Genomic DNA, 26,563 nt, shown 5'->3' on the forward strand with positions numbered 1-26,563 from the left:
TCAATCATTCTGCACAGTGCCGGCAACGGGCAGATGCAGGCGGAAATGCGTCCACCCCCCCACCTCGTCACGATCATGGGTAATGCGCCCGTTCATTTCCCGCACCAGCTTCTGCACCAGGGCGAGGCCCAGGCCCTGGCCGTTCTTCTTTGCGGTGACGAAGGGCTCGAAGATATGATCGCGCAGCGCGGGGTCGATGCCCGGGCCATTGTCGCTGACGCGCACCTCGATCGGCAGGCGCAGCGGCTTGCCCGCGCGCGAATGCACCTGGATGCCGCTGGCAAAGCGCGTGCGCACCACGATGCGGCGGTTGTCCTGCCCCTCGCATGCCTCGCGCGCATTGGTCATGAGGTTGAGCAGGATCTGCACCAGGGCGTCGGGATTGGCCGTGACCGGGGGCAGCGAGGGATCGAATTCCTCCCGCACCACCACGCCACCCGGGTCGCTGGCGGCGATCACCGCCTGGGCACGGCGCACCGCTTCGTGCAGGTTGCAGGGCACGGCCGGCTCGCGGATGCGGCGCGACAGCGACTGCATGTGATCGATCAGCTTGGCGATGCGATCGACCTCGGCGGTGATCAGCCCGGTCAACGCGCGGTCCGCCTCACCCAGCTTGCGGTCGAGCAATTGCGCCGCGCCGCGAATGCCGGCGAGCGGATTCTTGATTTCGTGGGCCAGCACCTCGGGCGCGCGCAGGGCGCCGGTCTCGCCCGCACCGGCACCGGGCACGTCGTCGCTTAAGCCTTCCACCCCGCTCATTTCGTGCAGGACCAGCATTTGCCAGCCCGGATGATGCTGGACCGGCGCGGTCATCACGTCGAGCGCGCGGGTGCTGCGGCCAGGCAGGCCAACGCGCACGCGCCGCGCCACCAGGTGCGTCTCGGCATCGGCAAGGCGATGCAGGATCAGCGGTTCTTCAAAGGCCAGAACGTCGATCAGGGCCTTGCCGACCAGGCGCCGCGCCCCCTGGCTCAGCAATTGTTCGGCCGCCGGATTGACCGCCGAAATCGTCATGTCGGGCGCCAGCAGCAATACGGCCAGCGGAAAGCTGGCAATCATGCGCTTGGGATCGGGCCGCACCAGATGCTCGGCGCGGGCGCGGTCCAGCCCTTGCGTCATGCCGCTTCGCGGTGGTGCAGCGGGGCGTAGAACGCTTCGAGATTGGCGAGCACGTCCTGCGCATCATCGATGAAGTTGACGCGGTTGCGGAACTCGGCCGACCCCGGCAGGCCCTTGGTGTACCAGCCCAGGTGCTTGCGCGCCATGTTCACGCCGGTGACGGCGCCATAGTGGTCGAGCATCGACTGGTAATGTTCCACGATCAGGCGGTATTGCTCCTCGATCGTGGGATCGGGGCGCACCTCCCCGGTCTGCAGCCAGTGCATCACCTGCCCCAGCAGCCACGGGCGGCCATAGGCACCGCGCCCGATCATCACGCCATCGGCACCGCTTTGCGCCACGGCCTGGGCCACATCTTCGATCCCGCAGATATCGCCGTTGACGATCACCGGAATGGTCACCGCTTCCTTGACCTTGCGAACAAACGCCCAGTCGGCGCTGCCTTTGTACATCTGGTTGCGGGTGCGGCCGTGCACGGTGATCATCTGCGCGCCAAGATCCTGCGCGATCCGTGCCAGTTCCGGGGCATTGAGGCTGTCATGGCACCAGCCCATGCGCATCTTGACCGTGACCGGAACCTTCACCGCCTTGACCGTCGCTTCGATGAGGCGCGCCGCCAGCGGCACTTCGCGCATCAGCGCAGAGCCGGCATAGCCGTTGACCACCTTGCGCACCGGGCAGCCCATGTTGATGTCGATGATGGCCGCGCCGCGATCTTCCGACAGCTTGGCCGCTTCACCCATCTGTTCGGGATCACAGCCGACCAGTTGCATGGAGACCGGTTCCTCGGTGGGGTGCCACGCCCACTTCTGGATCGACTGGCGCGTTTCGCGGATCGCGGCGGGGCTGGCGATCATTTCCGTCACGTTGAGGCCCGAACCGAAGCGCCGCACCATCAGGCGGAACGGCAGATCGGAAACGCCCGTCATCGGCGCCAGCACCACCGGGCAGCCAATGCGCACGGGGCCAACGTCGAGCGGGGCGAGAACGGGGGGAGTGGGAACCTGGGTCATGACCGAACGATACTGCCTAAAAAACAGGCAGCCCTTAGTCGAATACGCGCGAGTGGGCAAGCGCCCGTCCGGGAGGGCCAAGCCGCCGCTTGGCTTCCCTGCGCCCTGCTGGTAGAGGCGCACCCGGAATGAACCCTGTCCCTCCCCCTTCAGACCAGCAATCCTTTAGCAGGACGGCCGCCATCGTGGTCGCCGCCGGCAAGGGCCTGCGTGCCGGTGGCAGCGTGCCTAAGCAGTTTGCCCTGTGGCAGGGCCAGCCACTGGTGCGCCACAGCGTGGAATCGCTGATTTCTGCCGGTGTCGCGCCGGTGATGGTGGCGATCCCGCGCGGTTGGGAAGAGGTAGCGGCCGCAGCCCTGCAGGGATTGCCCGATGTCGTATTCGTCCATGGCGGAGAGACGCGGCGAGAATCGGTAGCGTGCGCGCTGGAAGCGTTGGCTGACGATGCACCGGACCATGTGCTGATTCACGACGCTGCCCGTCCGGTCCTGCCGCGCGCAGTGATCGATCGCTTGTTGGCGGCGCTGGCATCGGCGCCTGGTGCCATTCCGGCGCTGCCGGTGGTCGACAGCGTGGTGCGTGGGCGCGAGGATGGCCGACGCGATGTTGCCGTGGCGCGCGAGGGCCTGTTCCGTGTGCAGACGCCGCAAGCGTTTCATTATCCTGCCATCCTTGCCGCCCATCGTGGCTGGAACGGCGGCGCCGAAGCGGGCGATGATGCACAGGTGGCCGATGCCGCGGGCCTGGCCGTGGCGCTCGTTGCCGGAGACGAGGCCTTGCGCAAGGTGACCTTTGCCAGCGATCTGGAGACTGCCCCGATGCCAGCCCCCCTTCCCCGCACGGGCATGGGTTTTGACGTTCACCGCCTGGTCACGGGGCAAGACCTGTGGCTGTGCGGCGTCAAGATCGATCATGCCAAGGGCCTTTCGGGCCACAGCGATGCCGACGTGGCGATCCATGCCCTGGTCGATGCGCTGCTCGGCGCTATTGCAGCCGGTGACATCGGCGATCACTTCCCGCCGTCCGATGCGCAGTGGAAAGGCGCCTCGTCCGATCGTTTCCTGGCGCATGCCGCCGCGCTGGTGGCGCAAAGCGGCCATGCGATTGCCAATGTCGACGTGACGATCATCTGCGAAGCGCCCAAGATCGGCCCACACAAGGCGGCGATGCGCGCCCGCCTCGCCGAAATCCTGGGCCTGCCGATCGACCGCGTCAGCGTGAAGGCGACGACCACCGAGCGCCTGGGCACGACCGGTCGCGGTGAAGGCATTGCGGCGCAGGCCGTTGCCACCGTGGTGCCGCAATGATCAGCCTGACCCTTGCGCGCCGCAGCGCCGCCACGCTCGCCCTTGCCGGATTGCTCGCGGGGCAGCAGGCCTTTGCGGCAGACGCCCGCGCCTGCCTGGAGCCGGCCGATGTCGATGCCATGGTGGCCTATGCCCTGCCATCGGCGATGGACAGCGCGATCACGTTCTGCGCGCCGCACCTGGCGCCGCAGGGCTATTTCGCCCGCGAAGGCCAATCGCTGGTGCAGCGCTATGCCCAGGCCAAGCCGGCTGCTTGGCCGCGCGCCAAGGCAGCGCTGCTCAAGCTGGGCCAGGCCGACGCCAAGGGCGGTGACCAGACCATTGCGCAGATGGCCCGGTTGCCCGACAAGGCCTTGCAGCCGTTTGCCGATGGCATGGTGGGGCAGATGGTCACCGAATCGATCAAGCCGCAAAGCTGCGCCCCGCTGGAACAGATGACGCGCCTTCTGGCGCCATTGCCGCCGGAAAACACCGCCAGCCTGTTCACCTTCATCATCCGCATGGTCGATTCGCCATCGCGCAAGCCGGGCATCGTGCCCCGCAAACCTGGGCTGCCCCTGTGCCCGGAAACCCCATGACAACGGAACACCCCCCAATCATGCCCCCCGAAACCGACTCCCTTCTTCCGCACGACATCGTCGCGCTGGCCCAGCGCGTGATCGAGGCCAATCGCAGCATCGGCCGCACGGTCGCTTTGGCCGAAAGCTGCACCGGCGGTCTGGTGGCGGCCGCGCTGACCGAAATCGCCGGCAGTTCGAGCGTGCTCGATCGCGGCTTCGTGACCTATTCGAACGAGGCCAAGCACGAGTTGCTGGGTGTATCGCTCGACGTGATCGATGCGGTTGGCGCGGTATCGGTGGCGACCGCCTGGTCGATGGCGCAGGGTGCCCTTGCCCATTCGCAGGCCGATGTTGCGGTGGCGATCACCGGCATTGCCGGCCCCGATGGCGGTTCGGAACAGAAGCCGGTCGGCACCGTGGTGTTTGCCCGTGCGCACCGCGGCCAGAACCCGGAAGACATCATGGCCGAAACCCGGCTGTTCGATGATTGCCAGACCCGCAGCGCCGTGCGCCACCAGGCCACGCTTTGCGCCCTCGAACTGCTGATGCCGCCCGAAGCGGATTGAGGCCACGCGGCCCCGTGCGAAAGCGGGGCCGACGCTCAGCCGTGATCAGGCCTCGACCGGGCCATAGAGCTTGGCCGCGCGGGTTTCGAAGGCGGCGACCATCTTGCGGAACGCGCGATCGAGGTACTGGCCCGCCAGCTTTTCGAACAAGGCGTTGCGAAAGCTGAAATCGACGCAGAAATCGATCACGCAGCCGGTGCCGTCGTCACCCGGGCGAAACGACCAGGTGTTGGACAGGCTTTTCATCGGCCCGTCGAGATATTCCACCTCGATCCGGTCAGGCTTGGCCTTGCGCACGCGCGAGGTGAACTTTTCGCGCAGCGCGTTGAAGCCGACGAGCATGTCGGCGACCATCTCGGTTTCACTGTCCGCCTTGATCCGCGTGGCCACCACCCAGGGCAAAAACTCTGGATAGCGGCGCACGTCGGCGACGAGGTCGAACATCTGTTCCGGCGACCATTGCAGCCGCCGCTGTTCGGCGATGCGCGGCATCTTATGCCCCGGCGCGCGCCGCTGCCTTGGCCAGCTGCGCCTCGCGCGTGGCGCGCATCTGGGCAAAGTCTTCGCCGGCGTGATAGCTCGAACGGGTCAGCGGGCTTGATGCCACCTGCAGGAAGCCCTTGGCGCGGGCAATCGCGCCATAGGCATCGAACGCCTTGGGCGTGACGAACTCCATCACCTTGGTGTGCTTGGGCGTGGGCTGAAGATACTGGCCCATGGTGAGGAAATCGATCTGCGCCGAGCGCATGTCATCCATCACCTGGTGCACTTCCAGGCGCTCTTCGCCCAGGCCCAGCATGATGCCCGACTTGGTGAAGATCATCGGGTTGAGCCGCTTGACCTGTTCGAGCAGGCGCAGCGACGCGTAATAGCGCGCGCCGGGCCGGATCGTGGGATAGAGCCGGGGCACGGTTTCCAGGTTGTGGTTGTACACGTCCGGTCCCGCCTCGACGATGGCGGCAACCGCGCCTTCCATCTTGTTGCGGAAATCGGGCGTGAGGATTTCGATCGTGGTCTGCGGCGTCTGTTCGCGCAGGGCCTTGATCACCTTGACGAACTGCGAGGCACCACCATCGGGCAGATCGTCGCGATCGACCGAGGTGATGACGATGTGTTCCAGCCCCATGCGGGCCGCCGCCTCGGCCACGTGGCCCGGCTCGGAAATGTCGACCTTGCGCGGCATGCCGGTCTTGACGTTGCAGAACGCGCAGGCGCGGGTGCACACGTCACCCAGGATCATCACGGTGGCGTGCTTCTTGGTCCAGCATTCGCCGATGTTGGGGCAGGCTGCCTCTTCGCACACGGTATTCAGCTTCAAGTCGCGCATCAATTGGCGCGTCTCGCCATAGCCCTTGCTGGTGGGCGCCTTTACACGAATCCAGTCAGGCTTGCGCATGCGCTGAGGCTGGGCGGGCTCAAGGTTCGAGGCAGTGTCGGTCATGCCTGCGCAGATAGGCGTAACTTGGGGCACTTGAAAGTGCCAATCGAACACGGCATGGCGTTTGCTCATGGCAAACGCGACATCCCCCGAGCTGGATCAGCTCCTCGCCGGCTACCGCCGCTTCCGTGACCATGGTTGGACCCCGCATCGTGAGCGCTGGGAGCGCTTGCGCGAAGGGCAGGAACCCAAGGTGATGATCATCGCCTGTTCCGACAGCCGCGTCGACCCGGCCCAGGTGTTCGACACCGATCCGGGCGAAATGTTCGTGGTGCGCAATGTGGCAGCCATGGTGCCGCCGTTCGAAACCTCGCCCGGTCATCACGGTGTTTCGGCCGCGCTGGAATTCGCCGTGCAGGTGCTCAAGGTCAAGGAAGTCGTGGTCATGGGCCACGGCATGTGCGGCGGCTGCCGCGCCGCGCTGACCCAGGAAATGGCCGGGGCCGCACGCGGCGCCGGTGGCTTTGTAGCCGACTGGATTTCGCTGCTCGACGAAGCGCGCAAGCCGGTGGTCGAAGAGCACGGCACCAGTGGCCGCACCGCCGAGCGCGCGATGGAACTGGCTGGTGTGAAGGCCAGCCTTGCCAACCTGCGCACCTTCCCGTGGGTGAAGGAAAAGGAAGACGCCGGCGACCTTACCCTGCGCGGCGCATTCTTTGCCATTTCCGATGGCATCCTGCACCTGCTGAACGAGGAAACGGGCACGTTCGCCCCGGCAGCCTGATTTCAGCTAGCAAAAAGATCCCAGAAAGGAAAAGGGCGGCCCCGCAAGGAGCCGCCCTTCATCTTTTTGGCTACGCGTGCTGCGCAGCGTGAACCTGGAGCGCTTACTTGGCGCCCTTGGTCACCACATACTGGATCCATAGCTGCGCCAGGGGCAGGCGCACGCCGCTGGTGATCGTGGAAAACGCTGCCTTGGCTTCATCGTACTTGCCCTGATCGGCCAGCGCGATGCCCAGGCGGGTTTCGATGCGGTCCTTGTCGGCTTGGGCTGCGATGCCCTTGCTCAGCGCCGCCTTGTAGAGCGTTTCGGCCTTGGCCGCATCGCCATACGAGAGGTAGGCGTCAGCGGTGATCGCCGAGAGCTTGCCATCGGCGGTCTTGGCCGCATCGCGTTCCATGGCCGGGAGCGAGGCCTTGTCGCCAGCGGCGATACGGGCCTTGGCCTGGGCCAGGGCATCAGACACGAACGGGTCGGATGCCTTGAGCGCGCCCGAAGCAATGCCCTGTTCGGCCAGCTTCTGCACTTCACCGGGCAGACGACGCGGGTCGGCCGCCTGGATGTATTCCACGAATTCGCGGCCGGTGTACTGCTTGTCGACACCCAGCGCGCCGGTGCGTTCGAACAGGCGGCCCAGATCGACCGACTCTTCCTTGCCGAACTGGCTGAATTCGCGGGTCAGCTGGCCAGCGCCGAGCCAGTTGATCGGGGTGGGATCAGCCGCAACCGACAGCAGGCCCCATTCGATCGCCTGCGGGCCCAGCTTGGCGTTGTAGGCAATGACCTGGCCACGCTTGTACCAGCTCACCGGCACGGTGCCGTTCGCGGCCTTGCGTGCGGCGATGGCAGCCTTGAGCGCGTCGAGCGCCTGGGTCGGCTGGTTCTGCTGGACATAGGAATCGGCCAGCAGTTCGGCGGCGTTGTCTTCGCTGTAGTTGGCGTCGACGGCAGCGCGCAGCGCCTTGGTGGCGGTGGCATAGTCCTTGTTCTGATAGGCAGTGGCGCCCAGGAAGTACTGCACCATCGGCACCTTGTCGGCGCTGAGCTGGCCGCTGTCGGCCATGTTCTGCAGGCCCTTCTGCTGCAGCGCGCCGTCACCCATGGCACCGCCCAGGATCTGCTGCCACTGGCCCAGGATCAGGCGATCGAGGGGGGTCTTGGCGCCGGCTTCCACCGGGCCGATTTCACCGGCCAGCTTCTGCGCGCCAGCCTTGAATTCAGCCTCGGGGGCCTTGCCCTTGGTAGCCTGCCAATCATTGAAAGATTTCTGGAACGGCGCGGCCGCTGCCGCAAATTCCTTGGAGTTGCCGCCAGCGGCAGGCTGCTCCTTCTTGGCTTCCTTGGCGATCGCAGGAGCGATCATGCCGCCAAGACCAAGCCCCGATGCCAGCGCAACGGCCATCGCCGTGCGCGCAACCATGCCCTTACCCGAATTCCACAAAGAACCGCGCATCTCTTATCTCCTGTTCGACCCCGACGGTGCCCGTGTCGCATGTTTCGGATTCACGTGGCCCCGCCGTTTACCCTGGTCGGCCCTGCGCTAGTGGCGCGGAATGGCTCCCTTGGCAACTCTGCGCTTGCTAGGTGGCACGGGGTGAACGCGGATTGAATGGCATTTCGTCCTGCTGTTCAGGCAGCTTGTCGCATGTGTGGAAAAGTGATGGTTAGTTGGGTCGGAAACGGCATGGTTTGCTGGCCTTTTGCGCGCAAGGCGCCTAGGGCGGTTACTTTCCAGACAACGAAATGACAAAGCCACCATCGTGAGCGACGACACCCCGAACCTCGATCCCACCCCCGGCACGCCGGACCACGAATTCCAGCGGATCGACATCGTCGACGAAATGAAGACCAGCTACCTCGATTACGCGATGAGCGTGATCGTGGCGCGTGCGCTTCCCGATGTGCGCGACGGGTTGAAGCCGGTGCATCGCCGCATCTTGTGGACCAGCCACGAGAACGGCTTCACCTCGACCAAGCCCTATCGCAAGTCTGCCCGTATCGTTGGCGATACCATGGGTAAGTATCACCCCCATGGCGACGCGGCGATCTATGACGCGCTGGCGCGCATGACCCAGGACTGGTCGATGCGCCTGCCGCTGATCGACGGCCAGGGTAACTTCGGTTCGATGGACCCCGATCCGCCAGCCTCGATGCGCTATACCGAAGCGCGCCTGGCCAAGGTGTCTGACTCGCTGCTGGCCGATATCGACAAGGACACGGTCGACTTCCAGCCCAACTATGACGGGGCGGAGCACGAGCCGCAGGTTCTGCCGGCGCGCTTCCCCAACCTGCTGGTCAATGGCGCCGGTGGCATCGCCGTGGGCATGGCCACCAACATTCCGCCGCACAACCTGGGCGAAGTGATCGACGGCTGCCTGGCCTATATGGACAACCCGTTGATCACGATCGACGAGCTGATCCAGATCATTCCCGGTCCCGATTTTCCCACCGCCCCGTTGATCCTGGGCGCCGCCGGTGCGCGCAAGGCCTATACCGAAGGCCGCGGGTCGATCATGATGCGCTGCCGCCACGAGGTGGAGGAAGGCCGCGGCCGCGACGCCAACCGGCGCTCGATCGTGCTCACTTCGATCCCCTATCAGGTCGGCAAGTCCAACCTGGTGGAAAAGATTGCCGAGGCCGCCAAGGACAAGCGGATCGAGGGCATTTCCGACATCCGCGACGAATCCAACCGCGAAGGCGTTCGCGTCGTGGTGGACTTGAAGCGCGATGCCTCGCCCGAGGTCGTGCTCAACCAGTTGTGGCGCAATACCCCGGCCCAATCCAACTTCCCGGCCAACATGCTCGCCATCCGTGGCGGGCGTCCGGAAATCCTGACCCTCAAGGATATCATCGAAAGCTTCGTGCGCTTCCGCGAGGAAGTGATCACGCGGCGCACCAAGTTCGAGCTGAACAAGGCGCGCGACCGCGCCCACGTGTTGCTTGGCCTGGTGGTGGCGGTCACCAACCTCGATGAAGTGGTCAAGATCATCCGCGGCTCGGCCAATCCGGCGCTTGCCCGCGAGGCGCTTCTCGCCCGCGAATGGCCGATGGGCGAAATCGCGCCCTATATCCGCCTGGTCGAGGCGATCGAGGACGACGCGGTTGCCGGCGAAGGCACCTATCGCCTGTCGGAAATCCAGGTGCGCGCGATCCTCGACCTTCGCCTGCACCGCCTGACGGCACTGGGCCGCGACGAAATCGGCGAGGAACTGGAAAAGCTGGCCGCCGCGATCGCCGAATACCTGGCGATCCTGGCCGACCGCCAGAAGCTTTACGCCGTGATGCGCCAGGAACTGGTGGAAGTGCGCGCGGCCTATGCCACGCCGCGCCTGTCGCAGATCATGCCGGCCGCCGATGGCATCGACGATGAAGACCTGATCGAGCGTGAAGACATGGTCGTGACCGTCACGCTCGATGGCTATATCAAGCGCACGCCCCTTTCCACGTTCCGCGCCCAGGCGCGCGGCGGCAAGGGCCGCTCGGGCATGGCGACCAAGGAAGAGGATGCCGTCGCGACGATGTTCGTGGCCAGCACCCACACCCCGGTGCTGTTCTTCTCCACCGCCGGCAAGGTCTATCGCCTCAAGGTGTGGCGCCTGCCCGAAGGCGGCGCGGCCACCCGCGGCCGCCCGGTCGTCAATCTGCTGCCCGCGCTTGATCAGGGCGAAACAATCGCCGCCGTGCTGCCCTTGCCCGAAGACGAGGCCGAATGGGGCGCGCTCAACGTCATGTTCGCCACGGCCAAGGGCAATGTGCGCCGCAATGCGATGGATTCGTTCGCCAACATCCCGTCGAACGGCAAGTATGCCATGAAGTTCGAGGAAGATACCGACGATCGCCTGATCGGCGTGGCGCTGCTGTCCGAAGGGGACGACGTGCTGCTGGCCAGTCGCGCCGGCAAGGCCATCCGCTTCCCGGCCGACGACGTGCGCGAGTTCCAGAGCCGCACCTCCACCGGGGTGCGCGGCATGGCGCTCAAGGACGGGGACGAGGTCATCTCGCTGTCGATCCTGCATCGCGCCGGGGTCAAGGACCAGGACGAGCGCGAGGATTACCTGCGCTTTGCCCCGTGGAAGGCCGAGAAGGAAGGCGAGCCGCAGATGAGCGCCGAACGCTACCAGGAACTGGTGGCCAAGGAGCAGTTCATCCTCACGGTCTGCGCCAACGGCTATGGCAAGCTGTCTTCGGCCTATGAATATCGCCGCACCGGCCGTGGTGGCCAGGGCATTACCAATATCGACAACATCGGCCGCAATGGCCCGGTCGTCGCCAGCTTCCCCGCCTCGCAGGCCGACCAGCTGATGCTGGTGACCGACCAGGCCAAGCTGATCCGCCTGCCGCTTTCGTCGCTGCGCGTGATCGGGCGCGGATCGGCCGGGGTGCGCCTGTTCAACGTTTCGGGTGACGAGCACGTGGTGGGCGCGGTGCGCCTGGCCGAGCAGGACGCCGAAGACGGTGAAGGTGAAGCGATCGCGGACGAAGCAATCGCCGGCGACACTGTCGAAAGCGATGGCGCAGAAGGCGGTGCGGACGAATGAGCGGGCATCCCGTGATCGCCTACAAGGTGCTGACCGCGCCGCAGCGGGCCGAGCTGGAACAGGGTTCGTTCGGCGGCGCGCCGGTCGATCTGGCCGATGGCTATATCCACATGTCCACGGACGATCAGCTGACCGTTACCGTGGACAAGCACTTTGCCGGGCAGGACGACCTGCATGTGGCCGCCATCGACCTGTCGGGCTTTGGCGAAACCCTGAAATGGGAAGTGTCACGCGGCGGGGCGCTGTTTCCCCATCTCTATGCTCCGTTGCCGCTGGCCGCGGTGGTGGCGATGGAGCCGCTTTCGCGGCAAAGCGATGGCAGTGTGGCGCTGCCCCGGGCGCGCTGAACGATGACGCACCAGATTCACATCATCGGCGGCGGCATGGCCGGCAGCGAGGCTGCCTGGCAACTCGCCCGGCGTGGCTTTCGCGTGCGGCTTTCGGAAATGCGCGGCAGCGGCGAAACCACCGCCGCGCATCAGGGCGATGGGCTGGCCGAACTGGTCTGCTCCAACTCGTTCCGCTCGGACGATGACGAAAAGAACGCAGTAGGCCTGCTGCATCACGAGATGCGCCGCTGCGACAGCCTGATCATGGCCGCCGCCGACAAGGCGCGCGTGCCCGCCGGCTCTGCCCTGGCGGTGGACCGCGATGTGTTTTCCGCCGCGGTGGACGCCGCGCTGGCGGAATTGCCTAACCTGGAAGTGGTGCGTGAGCGGGTCGATGCCCTGCCCCAGGACGGCATGACCATCGTCGCCACCGGGCCGCTGACCGCTGCGTCGCTCGCCAGCAGCATCGGCACGGCCACCGGCGCGGAAAGCCTGGCGTTCTTCGATGCCATTGCCCCGATCGTCTATCGCGATTCGATCGACATGGACGTGTGCTGGATGGCGAGCCGCTGGGACAAGGCATCTGGTCCGGAAAGCACCGGCAAGGACTATATCAACTGCCCGATGAACAAGGAGCAGTACCAGGCATTTCGCCAGGGCCTACTCGATGGTGACAAGACCGTGTTCAAGGAATGGGAGGCCAACACCCCCTATTTCGACGGCTGCATGCCGATCGAGGTGATGGCCGAACGGGGCGAGGACACTCTGCGCTTTGGCCCGATGAAACCGGTTGGTCTGGACGATCCGCGCACTGGCCGCTGGCCCTATGCCGTGGTGCAGCTGCGCCAGGACAACAAGCTGGGCACGCTGTGGAACATGGTGGGCTTCCAGACCAAGCTCAAGCATGCCGAACAGGTGCGCCTGTTCCGCACCATTCCGGGCCTGGAAAACGCCGAATTTGCGCGGCTGGGCGGCTTGCACCGCAATACGTTTATTCACTCTCCCACGCTGCTCGATCGGCAGCTGCGCCTGAAATCTGCGCCGCGCATCCGCTTTGCCGGGCAGATCACTGGCTGCGAAGGCTATGTCGAAAGCGCGTCGGTGGGGATGCTGGCTGGCCTGATGGCAGCGGCGGAACTGGCCGGCCGGCCGTGGACGCCGCCGCCGGTAACCACGGCGCTGGGCGCCCTGCTTGGCCACATCACCGGGGATGCCGAAGCCGACACCTATCAGCCGATGAACGTGAACTTCGGGCTGTTTCCGCCGGTCGATCCATCGGTGAAGAAGAAAGTGCGCAAGGAAGCCTACACCACCCGCGCCAAGGCCGATTTCGGGCCTTGGCTTGAGACGTTGGCTTAAGGCTTCCACCACCCCCACCCCCTCCTCTAAAGAGGATGGGGCTTTCAGATCAATGCCTTACCTCCCCCTCCTCTTCAGAGGAGGGGGTCGGGGGGGTGGTGCGAAGCCTTACCCAAGCCTCAGAAAGCTTCCTCGGCAAAGTCCATGACCGAGCCCTTGCCGGCCTTGATCGCCAGGTACAGCGAGGCCGACTGCGGCAGCAGCTTTTCATAGAAGAAGCGCGCGGTGTCGATCTTGGCCTTGTAGAACGCCGCTTCGCCAGTGCCCGACATCAGCTCGCGCGAGGCAAGCTTGGTGGCCTTGGCAAAGCAATAGGCCATGGCGACCAGGCCCATCAGGCGCAGATAGTCGGTTGCCGCCGCGCCGCCTTCCTCAGGGTCTTTCATGCCACGTTCGGCGATGATTGCGGTTGCACCCTGCAGCGCTTCGAAGGCGCGCTTGAGGCCGGCAACCATCTTGCCGATCGCCGGATCTTCCAGGTTGGCGTCGATGAAATCGCTGACCGGATGGAAGAAGCTGCGCAGATAGCGGCCCATTTCGGCGGGCAGCTTGCGGCCCACCAGGTCAAGCGCCTGGATGCCGTTGGTGCCTTCATAGAGCATGGCGATGCGCGCATCGCGCATATACTGCTCCACCCCGCTTTCGCGAATGAAGCCATGACCGCCATAACACTGCACGGCAAGGCTCGCGCTTTCGAGGCCCAGGTCGGTGAACATCGCCTTGACCACCGGGGTCATCAGCGCAACGAAGTCCGACGCGCGCTGGCGCTGTTCCGGCTCTGCCCCATGCTTTTCGGCATCGAGCGCGCGGGCGACCCACGCGGAAACGCCACGGCAGCCTTCGTTCCACGCGCGCATGGTCAGCAGCATGCGCCGCACATCGGGATGCACGATGATCGGATCGGCCGGCTTGTCGGGATGCTTGGTGCCCGACAGCGAGCGGCCCTGGAGGCGATCCTTGGCGTACCACACGGCCGACTGATAGGCAGCCTCGCCAATGCCCAGGCCCTGGATGCCCACGCCCACGCGCTCGGCATTCATCATCGTGAACATGGCTTCGAGGCCGCGATGCGGTTCGCCCACCAGCCAGCCCTTGGCATCTTCGAACAGCATCTGGCACGTGGCCGAAGCCTTGAGACCCATCTTGTGCTCGATCGCGGTGCAGCGCGCACCGTTGCGCACCGACGGGTTTCCGTCAGCATCGGGCAGGTACTTGGGCACCAGGAACAGGCTGATGCCCTTCACGCCCTTGGGCGCATCGGGCAGGCGCGCCAGCACGAGGTGGACGATGTTGGTCGTCAGGTCGTGCTCGCCGGCCGAGATGAAGATCTTGGCGCCCGACAGCTTGTAGCTGCCATCTTCGCCCGGTTCGGCGCGGGTGCGCAGCAGGCCCAGGTCGGTGCCGCAGTGCGGCTCGGTCAGGCACATGGTGCCCGACCATTCGCCGCTGACCATCTTGGGCAGGTATTCCTGCTTGAGCGTGTCGTTGGCATAGACGGTGAGCGCGGCGATGGCGCCGTTGGTGAGGCCGGGATAGAGGCTGAACGACACGTTGGTGGCGCAGATCATCTCTTCCACCAGCTTGCCCACGGCCTCGGGCGCGCCCTGCCCGCCCCATTCCGACGGCAGGACAAGAGCGTTCCAACCGCCCTCGGTAAAGGCCTTGTAGGCCTCGATAAAACCCTTGGGCGTGCGGACCACGCCGTTTTCCAGGGTGCAGCCTTCCTCATCGCCGCTGCGGTTCAAAGGCAGCAGCACGTCCTGGCACAGCTTGGCGGCTTCAGACAGCACGGCCTCAGTCAGGTCAGGCGTGAAATCAGCAAGCGCGGGAATGTCACCAAAGCCGTCGTCGGTGTGCAATTCGTTGAGCACGAAGCGCATGTCGCGCAGGGGAGCGGTATAGATCTGCATGGCAAATCTCCTCAATCAGTTGCGAAGCGGCTTGCCGGTCTTGAGCATATGCTCAATCCGGGCCTGTGTCGCGGGGTTACGGACGAGGCTGGTGAATTCCCGGCGTTCGGCCGCCAGCAGTTCGTCCTCGGTCACGGTATCGATCAGGTCAGCGTCGCCGCCGGTCAAGATGCGCGCAAGGGCACCCGATACCACCTCGTCGTGCGGGGTGGCCATGCCGCGGGCGCGGAAGCCCTGCACCGCCATGTCGAGCGCGGCCTTGCCACCGCTACCCGGCAGGCGGAACATCGGCGGTTCGGGCGGCTGATAGCCTTCGGCCAGGGCCAGAACGCGGGCCTTGGCATCGGCCAGGAGACGATCGCGGTTCATCGTCACCTGGTCGGTCGGGCGCAGGAAGCCGAGTTCGATCGCCTGGGCGGCCGACTTGGACACCGTGGCGGTCGACACCGTTTCGAACACCTTGGCCACGGCCGGCATCGGCCCCTTGGGCAGCGCCGGATTGTGCCGCCAGCGATCGAGCAGTTCGCCATTGCCGCCCCAGCCCGGCACGAGGCCGACACCGCATTCGACCAAGCCGATATAGCTTTCGGCGTGCGCCTGGATGGCGTCGCAATGCAGCAGGACTTCGCAGCCGCCGCCCAGCGCCATCCCCGATGGCGCGCCGACCACCGGGAACGGCGCATACTTGAGCGCCTTCATCGCCTGCTGGCCACCGGCAACGAGCTTTTCGATCTCGCCCCAAGCGGCGATGTTCATGGCGAACAGCGCCAGGCCCAGGTTGGCACCCGCCGAGAAGTGGCTGCCTTCGTTGTAGATCACCAGGCCCTTGAACTTTTCCGCCACCAACGGAATGGCCTGGCCGATCAGCTTCATCACCTCGGCATCGAGCGCGTTCATCTTGCCGGTGAATTCCAGCGCGGCAACGCCATCGCCAACGTCCCAGAGCGCGGCAGAGGCGGTCTTGAGCAGGGGCTTGGCGGCCAGCTTGATGTCTTCGAGCAGCACCACACCCGCGGCACGCGCCACATCGTGGTATTCCCCATCAAGGCCCAGCGCCTGGCGCTTGCCCGCTTCGACCCTATAGAACGGCCGGCCGGCGGCCAGTTCCACGATCGCCGGCACCGGCTTGCCTTCGGCCTTGAGGCGTTCGGCAAAGACGGCCGTGCCGAGCTTGTCAATCAGTTCGAACGGGCCGGACTTCCAGTTGTAGCCCAGCTTCATCGCCACATCGATGGCAACGATATCGTCAGACGCGCTGGGGACGAGCGACGCGGCATAGGACAGCGTCGGCGCCAGCACGGCCCAGGCATAGGCACCCAGCTTGCCGGGCAGGCCAACCAGCGCCTTGAGATCCTTGAACACGGCGCCGGGCAGCGATGGCGGCTTGGCGGCGGCGCGGTATTCGCCGGTGGCCAGATCGATCGCTTCCTTGCGCTTGCCGGCCTCGCGGTTGAGGCGGTAGAACCCGCCCTTGCCCTTGCGCCCGGTATAGCCATCGGCGATCATCTTCATGATCAGCGGATGATCGATCGCGATGGCGCGATAGGCATCATCTTCCGGCAGCGTGGCGGTAAGGCTCGCCTTCAAGTGCGGCATCAGATCGATGCCGACCAGGTCAACCAGCCCGAACACGCCGGTCTTGGGCACGCCCATCGGCTTGCCCACCACGGCATCGGCTTCCTCCACGCTCAGTCCCAGATCGATGGCGGCATTGATCGCCTGCTGGATCCAGAACGTGCCGACGCGGTTGGCCAGGAAACCCGGGGTATCCTTGGCGCGCACAACGGTCTTGCCCAGCGCGCGATCGGCAAAATCGCTGACCTTGGCGACCAGCGCCGCATCGCTGGCCGGGCCAGCGACGACTTCAAGCAGGCGCATGTAGCGCGGCGGGTTGAAGAAGTGCGTGATCAGGAAATCACGGGCAAAGCCTTCGCCGCGCCCGGCGATCAGCTGTTCGAGCGGGATCGTCGACGTGTTGGACGAAACCGCCGTGCCGGGGCGGCGCACGCCTTCCAGCTTTTCATAGAGCGCATGCTTGAGATCGAGCCGTTCGACGATCGCTTCGATCACCCAGTCGCACTCGGCAACGCGGGGCAGATCGTCTTCGATATTGCCAACCTCGACCAGCTTGGCGGCGCGCTTGCTCATGAACGCCGCCGGCTCGGCCTTGGCCAGGCGATCGAGCGCGCCCTGGGCCACGGCATTGCGGTTGGCCGGATCGCGCACGATATCGAGCAGCAGCACCGGCACGCCGGCGTTGGCCACCTGGGCGGCGATGCCGGCGCCCATGGTGCCCGCGCCGATGACGCAGACTTTCCTGATGGACTCGCTGTGGGTTGTCTCTGGCATCAGATCGCCTCCAGAACCGTGGCGATGCCCTGGCCGCCGCCGATGCACTGGGTGGCGAGCGCATACTTGCCGCCCGTGCGCTGCAACAGGCTGGCTGCCTTGCCAACGATGCGCGCGCCGGTGGCGCCCAGCGGGTGGCCCAGCGCGATCGCGCCGCCATCCAGGTTGATCTTCGCCTGATCGAGGCCAAGATCGGCGATGCAGGCCAGCGCCTGGCTGGCAAAGGCTTCGTTCAGTTCGATCACGTCGAGATCGGACACGGAAATGCCGGCACGCTCCAGCGCCTTGCGGCTGGATTCGACCGGGCCGATCCCCATGATTTCGGGCGCGCAGCCGGAAATCGCCATGGCCTTGATCCGCGCCAGAATGGGCAGGCCATGGGCGCGGGCATAGTCTTCGCTCGCCACGATCACCGCGCTGGCGCCGTCGGTGAGCGGCGAGGACGTGCCGGCCGTGACCGTACCGCTGGCGCTGAACGCGGGCTTGAGCCCGGCGAGGGTTTCGGCGGTGGTGCCGGGGCGCGGGCAGCCATCGGTATCGACCAGGCCGGCCTTGGTTTCGATGCCGACGATTTCGTCCTTGAGCTTGCCAGCGGCGATGGCGGCAGCGGCCTTGTCCTGGCTGGCGACGGCGAAGGCTTCCTGTGCCTGGCGCGACAGGCCATACTGGCTGGCGAGGTTTTCGGCGGTGTCACCCATGCCGATATAGGCCTGGCTGGCCTTGGCAAGGGCCGGATTGGGCAGCGGGTTGAAGCCCATCATCGGCACCCGGCTCATCGATTCGACCCCGGCGGCGATGAACACGTCGCCAGCGCCGGCGGCGATCTGGCCCACGGCATAGTGGATCGCGCTCATCGACGAACCGCAGAAGCGGTTGACCGTCATGCCGCCGACCGAACGCGGCAGGCCGGCAATCATGCCGATCAGGCGCGCAACGTTAAAGCCCTGTTCGCCTTCGGGAAAAGCGCAGCCAACGATCAGATCCTCGATCGCGGCGGCGTCAATGCCGGTGCGCTGGACCAGCGCCTTGACCACGGCCGCGGCAAGATCGTCGGGCCGGGTACGGGCAAGCGCGCCCTTGCCGGCAAGGTGGAACGGTGACCGGGCATATCCGGCAATGACCGCATTCGGCATGATTTCTGGCATCCTCGTCAGGTGGGGCAGCTGCCGCCTGTGCCTCCGATACCACGGAATCACCCTTGGCGCTGCTTTCGTCCGTAATGGTGCTCAACTTTCCCTATACGTCAACCAAAATTTGGGGCATAGAGTGAGTCGCACACCGGCAAAGGCAAGAAAGGCCGGGTGATAACCGGATACCGAAACGCACGAAGCGCGCTTTGGGTTCTTGGGTCGAGGATGAAGAACGATGAGAGGTAAGCCGTTATTGGCCATCACCGTAATGTCCCTGATGGGGGCAGCGGCGGCCACCTATGCTCCGGCCTCCTACGCTGCCGGACAATCCGCATCCGAACAGGCCATCGGCCGCTGGGCCACGCCCACCAAGCACGGCATCGTTGAAATTGCCCCGTGCGGAGCGTCGATCTGCGGGCGCCTGGTCGAATCCGACAGCATCCGCGCCAATCCGGCCTTTGCCGATGGCAAAAACAAGAATCCGGCCCTGCGCAGTCGTCCGCTCAAGGGCCTGACCATTCTGCAAGGTTTTACGCGCAGCACCGACGGTTGGGAGGGTGGCTCGATCTACAATCCCGAAGACGGCGGCACCTACAAGGCGACGATCACGATCGCCGATGCTGACACGCTCAAGCTCAAGGGCTGCATCGTGTGGCCCTTGTGCAAGACCCAGACGTGGAAGCGCCTGCGCTGATCCAGCCGGAGCCGGCCAGACCAAACACCACCGGCACCGTTGAAACCACAGACACCACAAAAATTCGCATGGGAGTGAGAGAGAGATGAACCTGAACCACCGCCGCACGCTGGCCTGCGCCGTGCTTCTGGCCGGCACCGCCGGACTTGCCAGCCCTGCCCTGGCAGGCGGCTTTTATCTTCAGGACCAGTCCGCCAAGGCCACCGGCCGCGCCTATTCGGGCGAAGTGGCCGACACGGGCGCGGAAAGCCTGTGGTGGAACCCCGCCAGCATCGGCGGCATGACCGGCGGCGAAGCCATGCTGAGCGCCACCGGCATCCTGCCCTCTGGCGACGTGGTGAACAACGGCACCCTGATCAAGCGCCCTGGCCAGCCTGCCACGGCCGTGGGCGGCGACAGTGTGGCCCACAACCCGATCCACAAGGGCGTCGTGCCCTCGGGCGCGATCGCGCATTCGCTGGGCAACCGTGTCGCCGTGGGCCTGGCGGTGACTGCGCCGTACAACTTCACCACCGAATATTCGAACAGCAGCTGGGCACGCTATACCGCGCTGACCACGCGCCTGCGCACGATCGACATCCAGCCCTCGCTGGCCGTGCAACTGACCCCGGTGATTTCCATCGGCGGCGCGGTGAACGTTGAGCACGCCGATGCCACGCTGGGCAATGCCCTGCCCAACCTGCTGGCCGTGCTGCCCGATGGCAGCCAGACGCTTAGCGGCAAGGGCTGGGATGTGGGCTGGTCGGCCGGTACGCAGTTCCGCGGCAAGACCGTGACCGTGGGCCTGAGCTACAAGTCGGCCATCAAGCACAAGCTCAAGGGTGACGTGACGATTGCCGGCCTGCTCGGCCCGCTGGCGGCGAACAACGCCAACATCTCTACCGAGGCAGACTTTACCACGCCCTGGCAGCTGACGTTCGGTGGCCGCTGGACGGTAACGCCGGGCTTTACGCTCAACGCCCAGGCAACCCGCTTTGGCTGGTCCAAGTTCAACGCGATCCAGCTGGGCAGCCCGCTCAACACCGCGATCCCCGAAGACTATCGCAACACCTGGGCGGTTGCCGTCGGCTTTGACGCTGACCTCAGCCCCAAGTGGACCGTTCGCGGCGGCGTGCAGCGTGACGTTTCGCCGGTTCGCCCGAACGAACGCGATGCCCGCGTGCCCGATAGCAACCGCTGGAACTTTGCCTTGGGCGCCACCCATGCGTTCAGCCGCGCGTTCAAGATCGACGTTGCGGCCAACTACCTCACCCTCGCTGATGCGCCGGTCAACCGCTTGACCGCCGCCTATGCCGGCACGCCGGCGCAGACCCCGATCCTGGTCAACGGCATGCTGCAAAAGGCCCATGTCGTGGTGCTGTCGCTGGGCGGACGGGTCGCTTTCTGATCGCTCGAAGGCGCCGGGGCCCTCTTGGCCTCGGCGCCATTTCCCTCCCTCTTGCCGGAACCTGACATGGTCGCTGCCCCCCCGATCGAGGCCACCCCCATCGCCCCTTCACGCGCACCCGACAGCCTGCCGCCAGACTGGTCACCGCCGGCCATGCTGCTGGGTGACTTCATGGACAACGCCGTGCGCGATCATGGCAACCGCCCCGCGGTGGACTTCATGGGCCGCACCTGGACCTATCGGGCAGTGGGGCGGATGGTCGAACGGGCGGCGCGCGGCTTTCAGGACCTGGGCCTGGGCAAGGGCGATCGGGTGGCACTGTGCCTGCCCAACACGCCCTATTACATCGTGCTCTACTTTGCCGCGCTCAAGATCGGCGCGGTGGTGGTCAATCTCAACCCGCTCTACACCCAAAGCGAGATGCGCCATCTGTTGACCGACAGCGGCGCCCGCGTTGTTGCCGTGCCAGACCTGCGCGAAATCCACGGCAAGGTGCGCGCCATTGCCGACGAATGTCAGTTGGCCACCATCCTGGTCTGCCCGATGGCCGGCATCCTGCCCCGGGTAAAGGCGTGGGGATGGCGCCTGTTCAAGCGGCGCGACCATGCCCGCTATGCCCATGATGCGCTGCACATGCGCTTTTGCGACCTGATCGCTCGCGGCGATCCGCCCCGACCGGTGGCACTGGTGCCCGATGACCTGGCCGTGCTGCAATACACCGGCGGCACCACCGGCACGCCCAAGGGCGCGATGCTGACCCATCGCAATCTCACGGCCAATGCCCTGCAGCAACAGGCGCATATCCATGGCGATCTGCCTGCCCCGCAGCGCACGCTGGCCGTGCTGCCGTTCTTCCACGTCTTTGCGCTGACCGCCGTGCTCGATTTCTCGATCCTAGTGGGATCGGAACTGGTGCTGATGCCGCGCTTCGAAATGGACGCGATGCTGGCCACCATCAAGCGCAAGCCGCCCACGCTGTTTTTCGGCGTGCCGACGCTGTTCATCGCGATGAACGCGCTCGACGATGCCAAGATACCCAATCTGTCGGCCCTGCGCGCCTGCATTTCCGGCGGTGCTCCGCTGCCGTTGGAAGTGCGCCAGACGTTCGAACAGCGCACTGGCGGGCGTATCTGCGAAGGCTATGGCCTGACCGAAGCCTCGCCCATCGTGACCTGCAACCCGGTTGATGGCGATATCCGCGCCAACAGCTGCGGCCAGGCCTTCCCGGGCACCCAGATCGAGATCCGCGACCCCGAAAACCCCGAGACGATCCTGCCGCTGGGCGCCAATGGCGAGGTGTGCGTGCGCGGGCCGCAGGTGATGGCCGGCTATTGGCAGCGCCCCGACGACACCGCCAAGGTCTTTGTCGATGGCGCGCTGCGCACGGGCGACGTGGGCCACCTCGACGAAGATGGCTATCTCTACCTGGTGGACCGCCTCAAGGACGTGATCCTGAGCGGCGGGTACAATGTCTATCCGCGCGTCATCGAGGAAGCGGCCTATCTCCATCCGGCGATCGAGGAGGCCATCGCAATCGGCATTCCCGATCGCTATCGGGGGCAAAGCGCCAAGCTGTTCGTCAAGCTGCACGACGGCCAGGACGTCTCGCCGCAGGAGATCCTCGCGTTCCTGACCGAGCATCTCAACAAGATCGAGGTGCCGCGCGCTGTCGAAATTCGCCAAAGCCTGCCCAAGACCATGGTGGGCAAGCTTTCGAAAAAGGAACTGGTCGCCGAAGAGCGTGCCAAGGCCGAGGCCGCCACGCCCGCGGTTTAAGTGCAAGGCGCGATTGGGGGCAGTTGCAATCCACATTTTGCGGCGCAATAGGTAGCGCCATTCTGGGGGGAAAATTGGCCACCATGATCGATACTTTGCCCGATCCGCCCGAACCCACGGCGGAACCAACGCCCGCCGCGCCCGAGGATGGCCTGCAAGGCATCCAGGATGTGGCGCGCCGCCTGGGCGTGACGCACCGCACCTTGCGCTTTTACGAGGACAAGGGCCTGATCGAGCCGGCCCGCGTAGGCAACACGCGCATCTATTCGCACCGCGAAGTGGCACGCATGCAGTTGATCCTGCGCGGCAAGCGGCTGGGTTTCAGCATCCGCGAGATCAAGGAATTCCTCGATCTCTACGATGTCGATCCCACCCGGCTGGAGCAATTGCAGCATCTGGTGGCGCATATCCGCAGCCGGCTGCGCAAGCTGGAAAGCCAGCACAGCGCCTTGCTCAAGACCATGACCGAGCTTCAGGCCATGGAGGCCGAGGCGATCGACAAGATCGGCGAGCTTACGAGTTCACCGCGGGACGAAAACGCCGCTTGAACAGGCGCGCGGGCAGCGCATCGGCCGTGCTGACGATGATGATGCCACCCAGGATCATCAAGGCGCCGCCGATGAACGCGGCGTCAAGCTTGTCACCCAGCACGATCACGCCGGCGGCCACACCAAACAGCGGCGTCATAAAGCTCAACACCCCCAGCCGCGCCGCGCTGTAGCGCCGCAGCAGGGCATACCAGGTGAGATAGCTGAGGAACGCCACGACGACGACCTGGAACGCCATGCTCGCCAGGAGCGGAGCGGTCAGGCTCACGGCCGTTTCACCCAGCACCGGCGCGGCCAGCGTGCACAGCACGAAAGCGCCCATCAGCTGATAGAACAGCGTGACGGAGGCCGGTGCATTGGCCAGCGAAGAATTGCGCAGCACCAGCGTGGTGCAGGCCCAACCGCAGGCGCCGCCCAGCGCCAGGGCATCGCCCAGCCGACCATCGGGATAGCCCGCCCCTTCCTTGCCGCCGCTGAACGCCAGCACCACGCCAGCAAACGACAGCGCGATGCCCACCCACTGGCCAGCGCGCAGGCGCTCGTCAGGGCGCAGCAGACCCAGCGCCAGGGCAGCGCCAATTGGCGCGGTATAGAGATAGATGGTGACGTGGGAGGCGCTGGTGAAGCGCAGCGCTTCGCCCGCCAGCAGGAATTCGGTGCCAAACAGCAGCCCGATGGCCAGGCCCGGTGCCAGGGTCTGGCGGTTGATCACCCGCCCTTCCCCACGCCACAGCACAATGGCCAGCGTGGCAAGGCCCGCCAGGCCCGAACGCAGGCCCATCTGCAACAGCGGGCTCATCGCGCCCGCCACCAGCTTGATGGCAACCTGCTGCGAACCCCAGATCGCGCAGAGCACGATCATGATGGCAACGGCAGCGGCATCGACAGGCTTGCGATCGTTCACAAACAAAAGGTCCGGGCTGAAATGGTGTGGGGAGAAATTCCCGCGCGCCTTAGTCGATAATCGTGCCGGGAGCCAGCCATTGGAACCCAGTCATTGGAACGTTGCGCGTTTCGCCCGCTCTAGGGGAAATGCCGCAGGGGTGCCTTACCCCGATTTCAGCGACCACCCCGTAATCCATGGTGCGTTCTGCGGAGTGTGCCATGAGTTTTACCCTCAGCCTTGGCCCGGTGGCCAACATGCAAACCATCACCACGGCCTGGTCGAACATGACCGAGTCCCTGGAAGCGCATGCCGCGATGGTGCTCGATCTGTCGGATCTGGTCGATATCGATCTTTCCCTGGTGCAGCTGGTGGAAACGGCGCGCCAGCATGCCCTGCGTGACAGCCGCGCGCTGCGTCTGTCGGCGCCGGCCAATCCGGCCGTGACGGCACTGCTGCGCCGCGCCGGGTTCCTGACCGATCCCAGCACCGAAACCCTCGATTTCTGGTTTCACGGAGAACTCCCGCAATGACGGCCTCGATCCTCACCGTAGACGATTCCAGCAGTCTGCGCCTTGCCACGCGGATCGCGCTGACTGGCGCAGGCTATAGCGTGACCGAGGCCTGCGACGGGCTGGAAGGCCTGGGCAAGGCGCAGGGCCAGAAGTTCGACATGATCATCACCGATCTCAACATGCCCAACATGGATGGGCTGAGCATGATCCGCGAGATCCGCAAGCTGCCCGTGCAGATGGGCACCCCGATCATCTTCCTCACCACCGAGTCAGATGATGCCATCAAGCAGGAAGCCCGCGCCGCTGGCGCCACGGGCTGGCTGGTCAAGCCGTTCCAGCCCGATCAGCTGCTGCGCATTACCAAGAAGGTGCTGGGCCGGTGAGCGAAACAGATCCCATTGCCGCGTTCCGCGTGGAAGCCGGCGACCTGCTCGACCAGATCGAACAGGCACTGCTCGACCTGTCGAACCAGTTGGACGATCGCGGGCTGATCGATGCGGTGTTCCGCGGGCTGCATACGCTCAAAGGCTCGGGCGCGATGTTCGGCTTCGACGCGCTGGCCACGTTCACCCACCATTGCGAAACCGCATTCGATCGGGTGCGCAAGGGCTTGTTTCCCGCCACGGCCGAACTCGTTCACGTGATCCTGTCGGCGATGGATCATATGCGCGCGCTGGTCGATGGCGATGGTGCGGGGCTCGAGGCGACAGGCGATGCGATCCTGGCGCGGCTGCATGCCGCCCTGCCGGAAAGCGGCGCAATGCCTACCACGGCAGCGGGCGAAACAGCCCCGCCAACACCAGCGGCAGCCACATCGACGGCTGGTGGATGGCATCTGCGTTTTCGCCTGCCCGCCTCGGCCATGGCCAACGGCACCAATCCGCTGAGCCTGCTCGACGAACTGCGAGCATTGGGCGAATGCCGGGTGGTGGCGCTGTGCGATGCCTTGCCCGCCCTGCCCGATCTGGTGCCAACCGAATGCCTGATCGGCTGGGACGTGACGCTGCTGGGCGAGATCAGCCGCGACGCGATCGAAGACGTGTTCATCTTCGTGATGGACGACATGGACATGGAGCTGACGCCGCTGGCAGCAACGCCGGCGGAGACGGACGCGGCCACGACCGCAGCCGCGCCGGGCGCCGTTGCTGCCGCTGCCACGGGAACGCCAGCCAGCGTCCCTGTCCAGGTGCCGGCCCAGGCCGATGCCGCCGCCCGCCAGGCGCCGCGCGCCGGGGAAAGCGTGCGCGTTCCGGCCGAACGGCTCGACGTGCTGATGGACCGCGTGGGCGAACTGGTCATCGTGCAAAGCCGCCTGTCGCAATTGGCCAACAGCGGGCTGATCGGTGCCTCGGGCGAAGTGGCGCTGCGCTCCATCTCGGAAGAGATCGAGCGCCTGGTCAGCGAAATGCGCGACACCATGATGGTCTTGCGCATGGTGCCGGTGGCCAACCTGTTCGGCCGCTTCCGGCGCCTGATCCACGATCTGGCGCGCGACACCGGCAAGGCGATCGAGCTGCTGACCGACGGCGAATCCACCGAGGTGGACAAGACCGTGACCGAGCAATTGGCCGATCCCATCGTCCACCTGATCCGCAATGCCTGCGATCATGGCCTGGAAACGCCCGAAGAGCGCTTGGCCGCCGGAAAGCCGGGGACCGGCCGCGTCATGCTGACCGCCGCCCATGCCGGCGGTGAGGTGCTGATCACCATCACCGACGATGGCCGGGGCATCAACCGCGAGCGGGTGCGCGCCAAGGCGGAGGCCAACGGCCTGATCCAGCCGGGCCAGAGCGTGACCGATCACGAATTGTTGCAGATGATCTTCCACCCCGGCTTTTCCACGGCCGCCCAGGTCACCAACCTGTCTGGGCGCGGTGTGGGGATGGACGTGGTCAAGCGGACGATCGAGGGGCTGCGCGGCACGATCGATATCGCCAGCCAGGAAGGCCAGGGCTCCACCTTTACCCTGCGCATCCCGCTGACGCTGGCGATCATCGAGGGGCTGCTCGTGCGCGTGGCCAGTGGCTGCTATGTCATTCCATTGGCGGCGGTCGAGGAATGTATCGAGCTGTCTGCCGAGGAAGACCTGCGCACGCGCGGCCGCAGCATGATCCGCCTGCGTGATGCACTGGTGCCGTTCCTGCGCCTGCACGATCTGTTCGAAACCGGCGCCCAGCCCGATCAGCACCAGAAGATCGTGGTCATTTCCGCCGCGGGGGAACGTGTGGGCCTGGTGGTCGACCAGATCATCGGCAGCCATCAGACGGTGATCAAATCGATGTCGGGCGTGCACCGCGCGGTCAACAGCTTTTCCGGCGCCACGATCCTGGGAGACGGCAGCGTCGCTCTCATTCTCGACATCATGCAACTCGTGGCCACCGGCCAGCAACGGGAGGCACGGCTGCGCGCCGTGGGCTGACA

At 65.5% G+C, this 26,563-nt stretch carries 23 protein-coding genes; 14 read left to right on the plus strand and 9 right to left on the minus strand.

Translation table 11 applies throughout. The annotated features are described in order from the left end of the window. Positions 1 to 1,119: a two-component system sensor histidine kinase NtrB gene (locus ABIC78_RS07160; protein ID WP_022678476.1), complete on the minus strand. Its 1,119-nt coding sequence runs from the start codon at positions 1,117 to 1,119 to the stop codon at positions 1 to 3. Continuing rightward, positions 1,116 to 2,132: a tRNA dihydrouridine synthase DusB gene (gene dusB, locus ABIC78_RS07165; protein ID WP_062784399.1), complete on the minus strand. Its 1,017-nt coding sequence runs from the start codon at positions 2,130 to 2,132 to the stop codon at positions 1,116 to 1,118. The genes ABIC78_RS07160 and dusB overlap by 4 nt, the downstream gene beginning before the upstream one ends. A 128-nt stretch (positions 2,133 to 2,260) precedes the next feature. On the opposite strand from dusB, the gene ABIC78_RS07170 reads away from it, so the two are divergent. Genes ABIC78_RS07170 through ABIC78_RS07180 form a run of 3 tightly spaced genes read left to right on the plus strand, consistent with a single transcriptional unit; the run spans position 2,261 to position 4,565 of the window. Next, the gene (locus ABIC78_RS07170) at positions 2,261 to 3,439 is read left to right on the plus strand and encodes a bifunctional 2-C-methyl-D-erythritol 4-phosphate cytidylyltransferase/2-C-methyl-D-erythritol 2,4-cyclodiphosphate synthase (RefSeq protein WP_354488556.1); all 1,179 of its coding nucleotides are present in this window, start codon (positions 2,261 to 2,263) and stop codon (positions 3,437 to 3,439) included. Then, the gene (locus ABIC78_RS07175) at positions 3,436 to 4,017 is read left to right on the plus strand and encodes a hypothetical protein (RefSeq protein ID WP_062784403.1); all 582 of its coding nucleotides are present in this window, start codon (positions 3,436 to 3,438) and stop codon (positions 4,015 to 4,017) included. Before ABIC78_RS07170 ends, ABIC78_RS07175 begins: the two co-directional genes overlap by 4 nt. Positions 4,018 to 4,037: 20 nt before the next feature. Further along, on the plus strand, positions 4,038 to 4,565 hold the full coding sequence (locus ABIC78_RS07180) for a CinA family protein (RefSeq protein ID WP_022678480.1): 528 nt from the start codon (positions 4,038 to 4,040) through the stop codon (positions 4,563 to 4,565). Positions 4,566 to 4,610: 45 nt separating this feature from the next. Here ABIC78_RS07180 and ABIC78_RS07185 read toward each other — a convergent pair whose 3' ends face one another. Beyond that, on the minus strand, positions 4,611 to 5,057 hold the full coding sequence (locus tag ABIC78_RS07185; RefSeq protein ID WP_022678481.1) for a type II toxin-antitoxin system RatA family toxin: 447 nt from the start codon (positions 5,055 to 5,057) through the stop codon (positions 4,611 to 4,613). Between the two features lies 1 nt (position 5,058). Next, positions 5,059 to 6,006: a lipoyl synthase gene (gene lipA, locus ABIC78_RS07190; RefSeq protein WP_022678482.1), complete on the minus strand. Its 948-nt coding sequence runs from the start codon at positions 6,004 to 6,006 to the stop codon at positions 5,059 to 5,061. A gap of 67 nt (positions 6,007 to 6,073) precedes the next feature. Between lipA and ABIC78_RS07195 the strand changes: the two genes are divergently transcribed. Then, positions 6,074 to 6,727 (plus strand): carbonic anhydrase, encoded by a 654-nt coding sequence (locus ABIC78_RS07195; protein ID WP_171794499.1) that lies wholly within the window; start codon positions 6,074 to 6,076, stop codon positions 6,725 to 6,727. A gap of 103 nt (positions 6,728 to 6,830) precedes the next feature. On the opposite strand, the gene ABIC78_RS07200 is transcribed toward ABIC78_RS07195, so the two are convergent. Then, a complete protein-coding gene (locus ABIC78_RS07200) occupies positions 6,831 to 8,177 on the minus strand; it encodes a hypothetical protein (protein ID WP_354488560.1) in 1,347 nt (448 codons plus the stop codon). A gap of 307 nt (positions 8,178 to 8,484) precedes the next feature. Here ABIC78_RS07200 and gyrA point away from each other — a divergent pair, with 307 nt between their 5' ends. Genes gyrA through trmFO form a run of 3 tightly spaced genes read left to right on the plus strand, consistent with a single transcriptional unit; the run spans position 8,485 to position 12,950 of the window. Then, a complete protein-coding gene (gene gyrA, locus ABIC78_RS07205; protein ID WP_354488562.1) occupies positions 8,485 to 11,262 on the plus strand; it encodes a DNA gyrase subunit A in 2,778 nt (925 codons plus the stop codon). Then, positions 11,259 to 11,609 (plus strand): DUF952 domain-containing protein, encoded by a 351-nt coding sequence (locus tag ABIC78_RS07210; protein ID WP_022678486.1) that lies wholly within the window; start codon positions 11,259 to 11,261, stop codon positions 11,607 to 11,609. The genes gyrA and ABIC78_RS07210 overlap by 4 nt, the downstream gene beginning before the upstream one ends. A 3-nt stretch (positions 11,610 to 11,612) precedes the next feature. Then, positions 11,613 to 12,950, plus strand: a complete 1,338-nt coding sequence (gene trmFO / locus ABIC78_RS07215; protein ID WP_354488564.1) for a methylenetetrahydrofolate--tRNA-(uracil(54)-C(5))-methyltransferase (FADH(2)-oxidizing) TrmFO — start codon at positions 11,613 to 11,615, stop codon at positions 12,948 to 12,950. Positions 12,951 to 13,069: 119 nt separating this feature from the next. Here trmFO and ABIC78_RS07220 read toward each other — a convergent pair whose 3' ends face one another. From ABIC78_RS07220 to ABIC78_RS07230, 3 genes are read right to left on the minus strand one after another with little or no spacing between them, the layout of a single operon-like run. Next, positions 13,070 to 14,860, minus strand: coding sequence for an acyl-CoA dehydrogenase C-terminal domain-containing protein (locus ABIC78_RS07220; protein ID WP_354488566.1), 1,791 nt, complete (start codon positions 14,858 to 14,860; stop codon positions 13,070 to 13,072). Positions 14,861 to 14,875: 15 nt separating this feature from the next. Next, positions 14,876 to 17,209 (minus strand): 3-hydroxyacyl-CoA dehydrogenase/enoyl-CoA hydratase family protein, encoded by a 2,334-nt coding sequence (locus ABIC78_RS07225; RefSeq protein WP_354488568.1) that lies wholly within the window; start codon positions 17,207 to 17,209, stop codon positions 14,876 to 14,878. Next, positions 17,209 to 18,342: a thiolase family protein gene (locus ABIC78_RS07230; RefSeq protein ID WP_168351026.1), complete on the minus strand. Its 1,134-nt coding sequence runs from the start codon at positions 18,340 to 18,342 to the stop codon at positions 17,209 to 17,211. Before ABIC78_RS07230 ends, ABIC78_RS07225 begins: the two co-directional genes overlap by 1 nt. A 265-nt stretch (positions 18,343 to 18,607) precedes the next feature. Here ABIC78_RS07230 and ABIC78_RS07235 point away from each other — a divergent pair, with 265 nt between their 5' ends. The 4 genes from ABIC78_RS07235 (at position 18,608) to ABIC78_RS07250 (ending at position 22,744) form a co-directional block, all read left to right on the plus strand. Further along, the gene (locus ABIC78_RS07235) at positions 18,608 to 19,033 is read left to right on the plus strand and encodes a DUF2147 domain-containing protein (protein ID WP_054131141.1); all 426 of its coding nucleotides are present in this window, start codon (positions 18,608 to 18,610) and stop codon (positions 19,031 to 19,033) included. Positions 19,034 to 19,118: 85 nt separating this feature from the next. Beyond that, entirely contained in the window at positions 19,119 to 20,420 is a 1,302-nt protein-coding gene (locus ABIC78_RS07240) for an OmpP1/FadL family transporter (protein WP_054131142.1), read from the plus strand. A gap of 153 nt (positions 20,421 to 20,573) precedes the next feature. Beyond that, positions 20,574 to 22,196 (plus strand): long-chain-fatty-acid--CoA ligase, encoded by a 1,623-nt coding sequence (locus tag ABIC78_RS07245; protein WP_502915659.1) that lies wholly within the window; start codon positions 20,574 to 20,576, stop codon positions 22,194 to 22,196. An 83-nt stretch (positions 22,197 to 22,279) separates the two neighbouring features. Beyond that, positions 22,280 to 22,744, plus strand: a complete 465-nt coding sequence (locus ABIC78_RS07250) for a MerR family transcriptional regulator (RefSeq protein ID WP_054131267.1) — start codon at positions 22,280 to 22,282, stop codon at positions 22,742 to 22,744. Here the strand turns inward: ABIC78_RS07250 and ABIC78_RS07255 are convergent. Next, the gene (locus ABIC78_RS07255) at positions 22,710 to 23,648 is read right to left on the minus strand and encodes a DMT family transporter (protein ID WP_354488573.1); all 939 of its coding nucleotides are present in this window, start codon (positions 23,646 to 23,648) and stop codon (positions 22,710 to 22,712) included. The two genes, ABIC78_RS07250 and ABIC78_RS07255, sit on opposite strands and share 35 nt — an antisense overlap. Positions 23,649 to 23,848: 200 nt before the next feature. Here ABIC78_RS07255 and ABIC78_RS07260 point away from each other — a divergent pair, with 200 nt between their 5' ends. Genes ABIC78_RS07260 through ABIC78_RS07270 form a run of 3 tightly spaced genes read left to right on the plus strand, consistent with a single transcriptional unit; the run spans position 23,849 to position 26,561 of the window. Next, positions 23,849 to 24,160, plus strand: a complete 312-nt coding sequence (locus ABIC78_RS07260; RefSeq protein ID WP_354488575.1) for an STAS domain-containing protein — start codon at positions 23,849 to 23,851, stop codon at positions 24,158 to 24,160. After that, the gene (locus ABIC78_RS07265) at positions 24,157 to 24,525 is read left to right on the plus strand and encodes a response regulator (RefSeq protein ID WP_022678497.1); all 369 of its coding nucleotides are present in this window, start codon (positions 24,157 to 24,159) and stop codon (positions 24,523 to 24,525) included. The genes ABIC78_RS07260 and ABIC78_RS07265 overlap by 4 nt, the downstream gene beginning before the upstream one ends. Beyond that, complete coding sequence (locus tag ABIC78_RS07270; RefSeq protein ID WP_354488577.1) at positions 24,522 to 26,561, plus strand: chemotaxis protein CheA; 2,040 nt, start codon at positions 24,522 to 24,524, stop codon at positions 26,559 to 26,561. The genes ABIC78_RS07265 and ABIC78_RS07270 overlap by 4 nt, the downstream gene beginning before the upstream one ends. Positions 26,562 to 26,563 lie beyond the last annotated feature (2 nt).

It is taken from the genome of Novosphingobium sp. 1529, assembly GCF_040544855.1.
GTDB lineage: Bacteria > Pseudomonadota > Alphaproteobacteria > Sphingomonadales > Sphingomonadaceae > Novosphingobium > Novosphingobium capsulatum.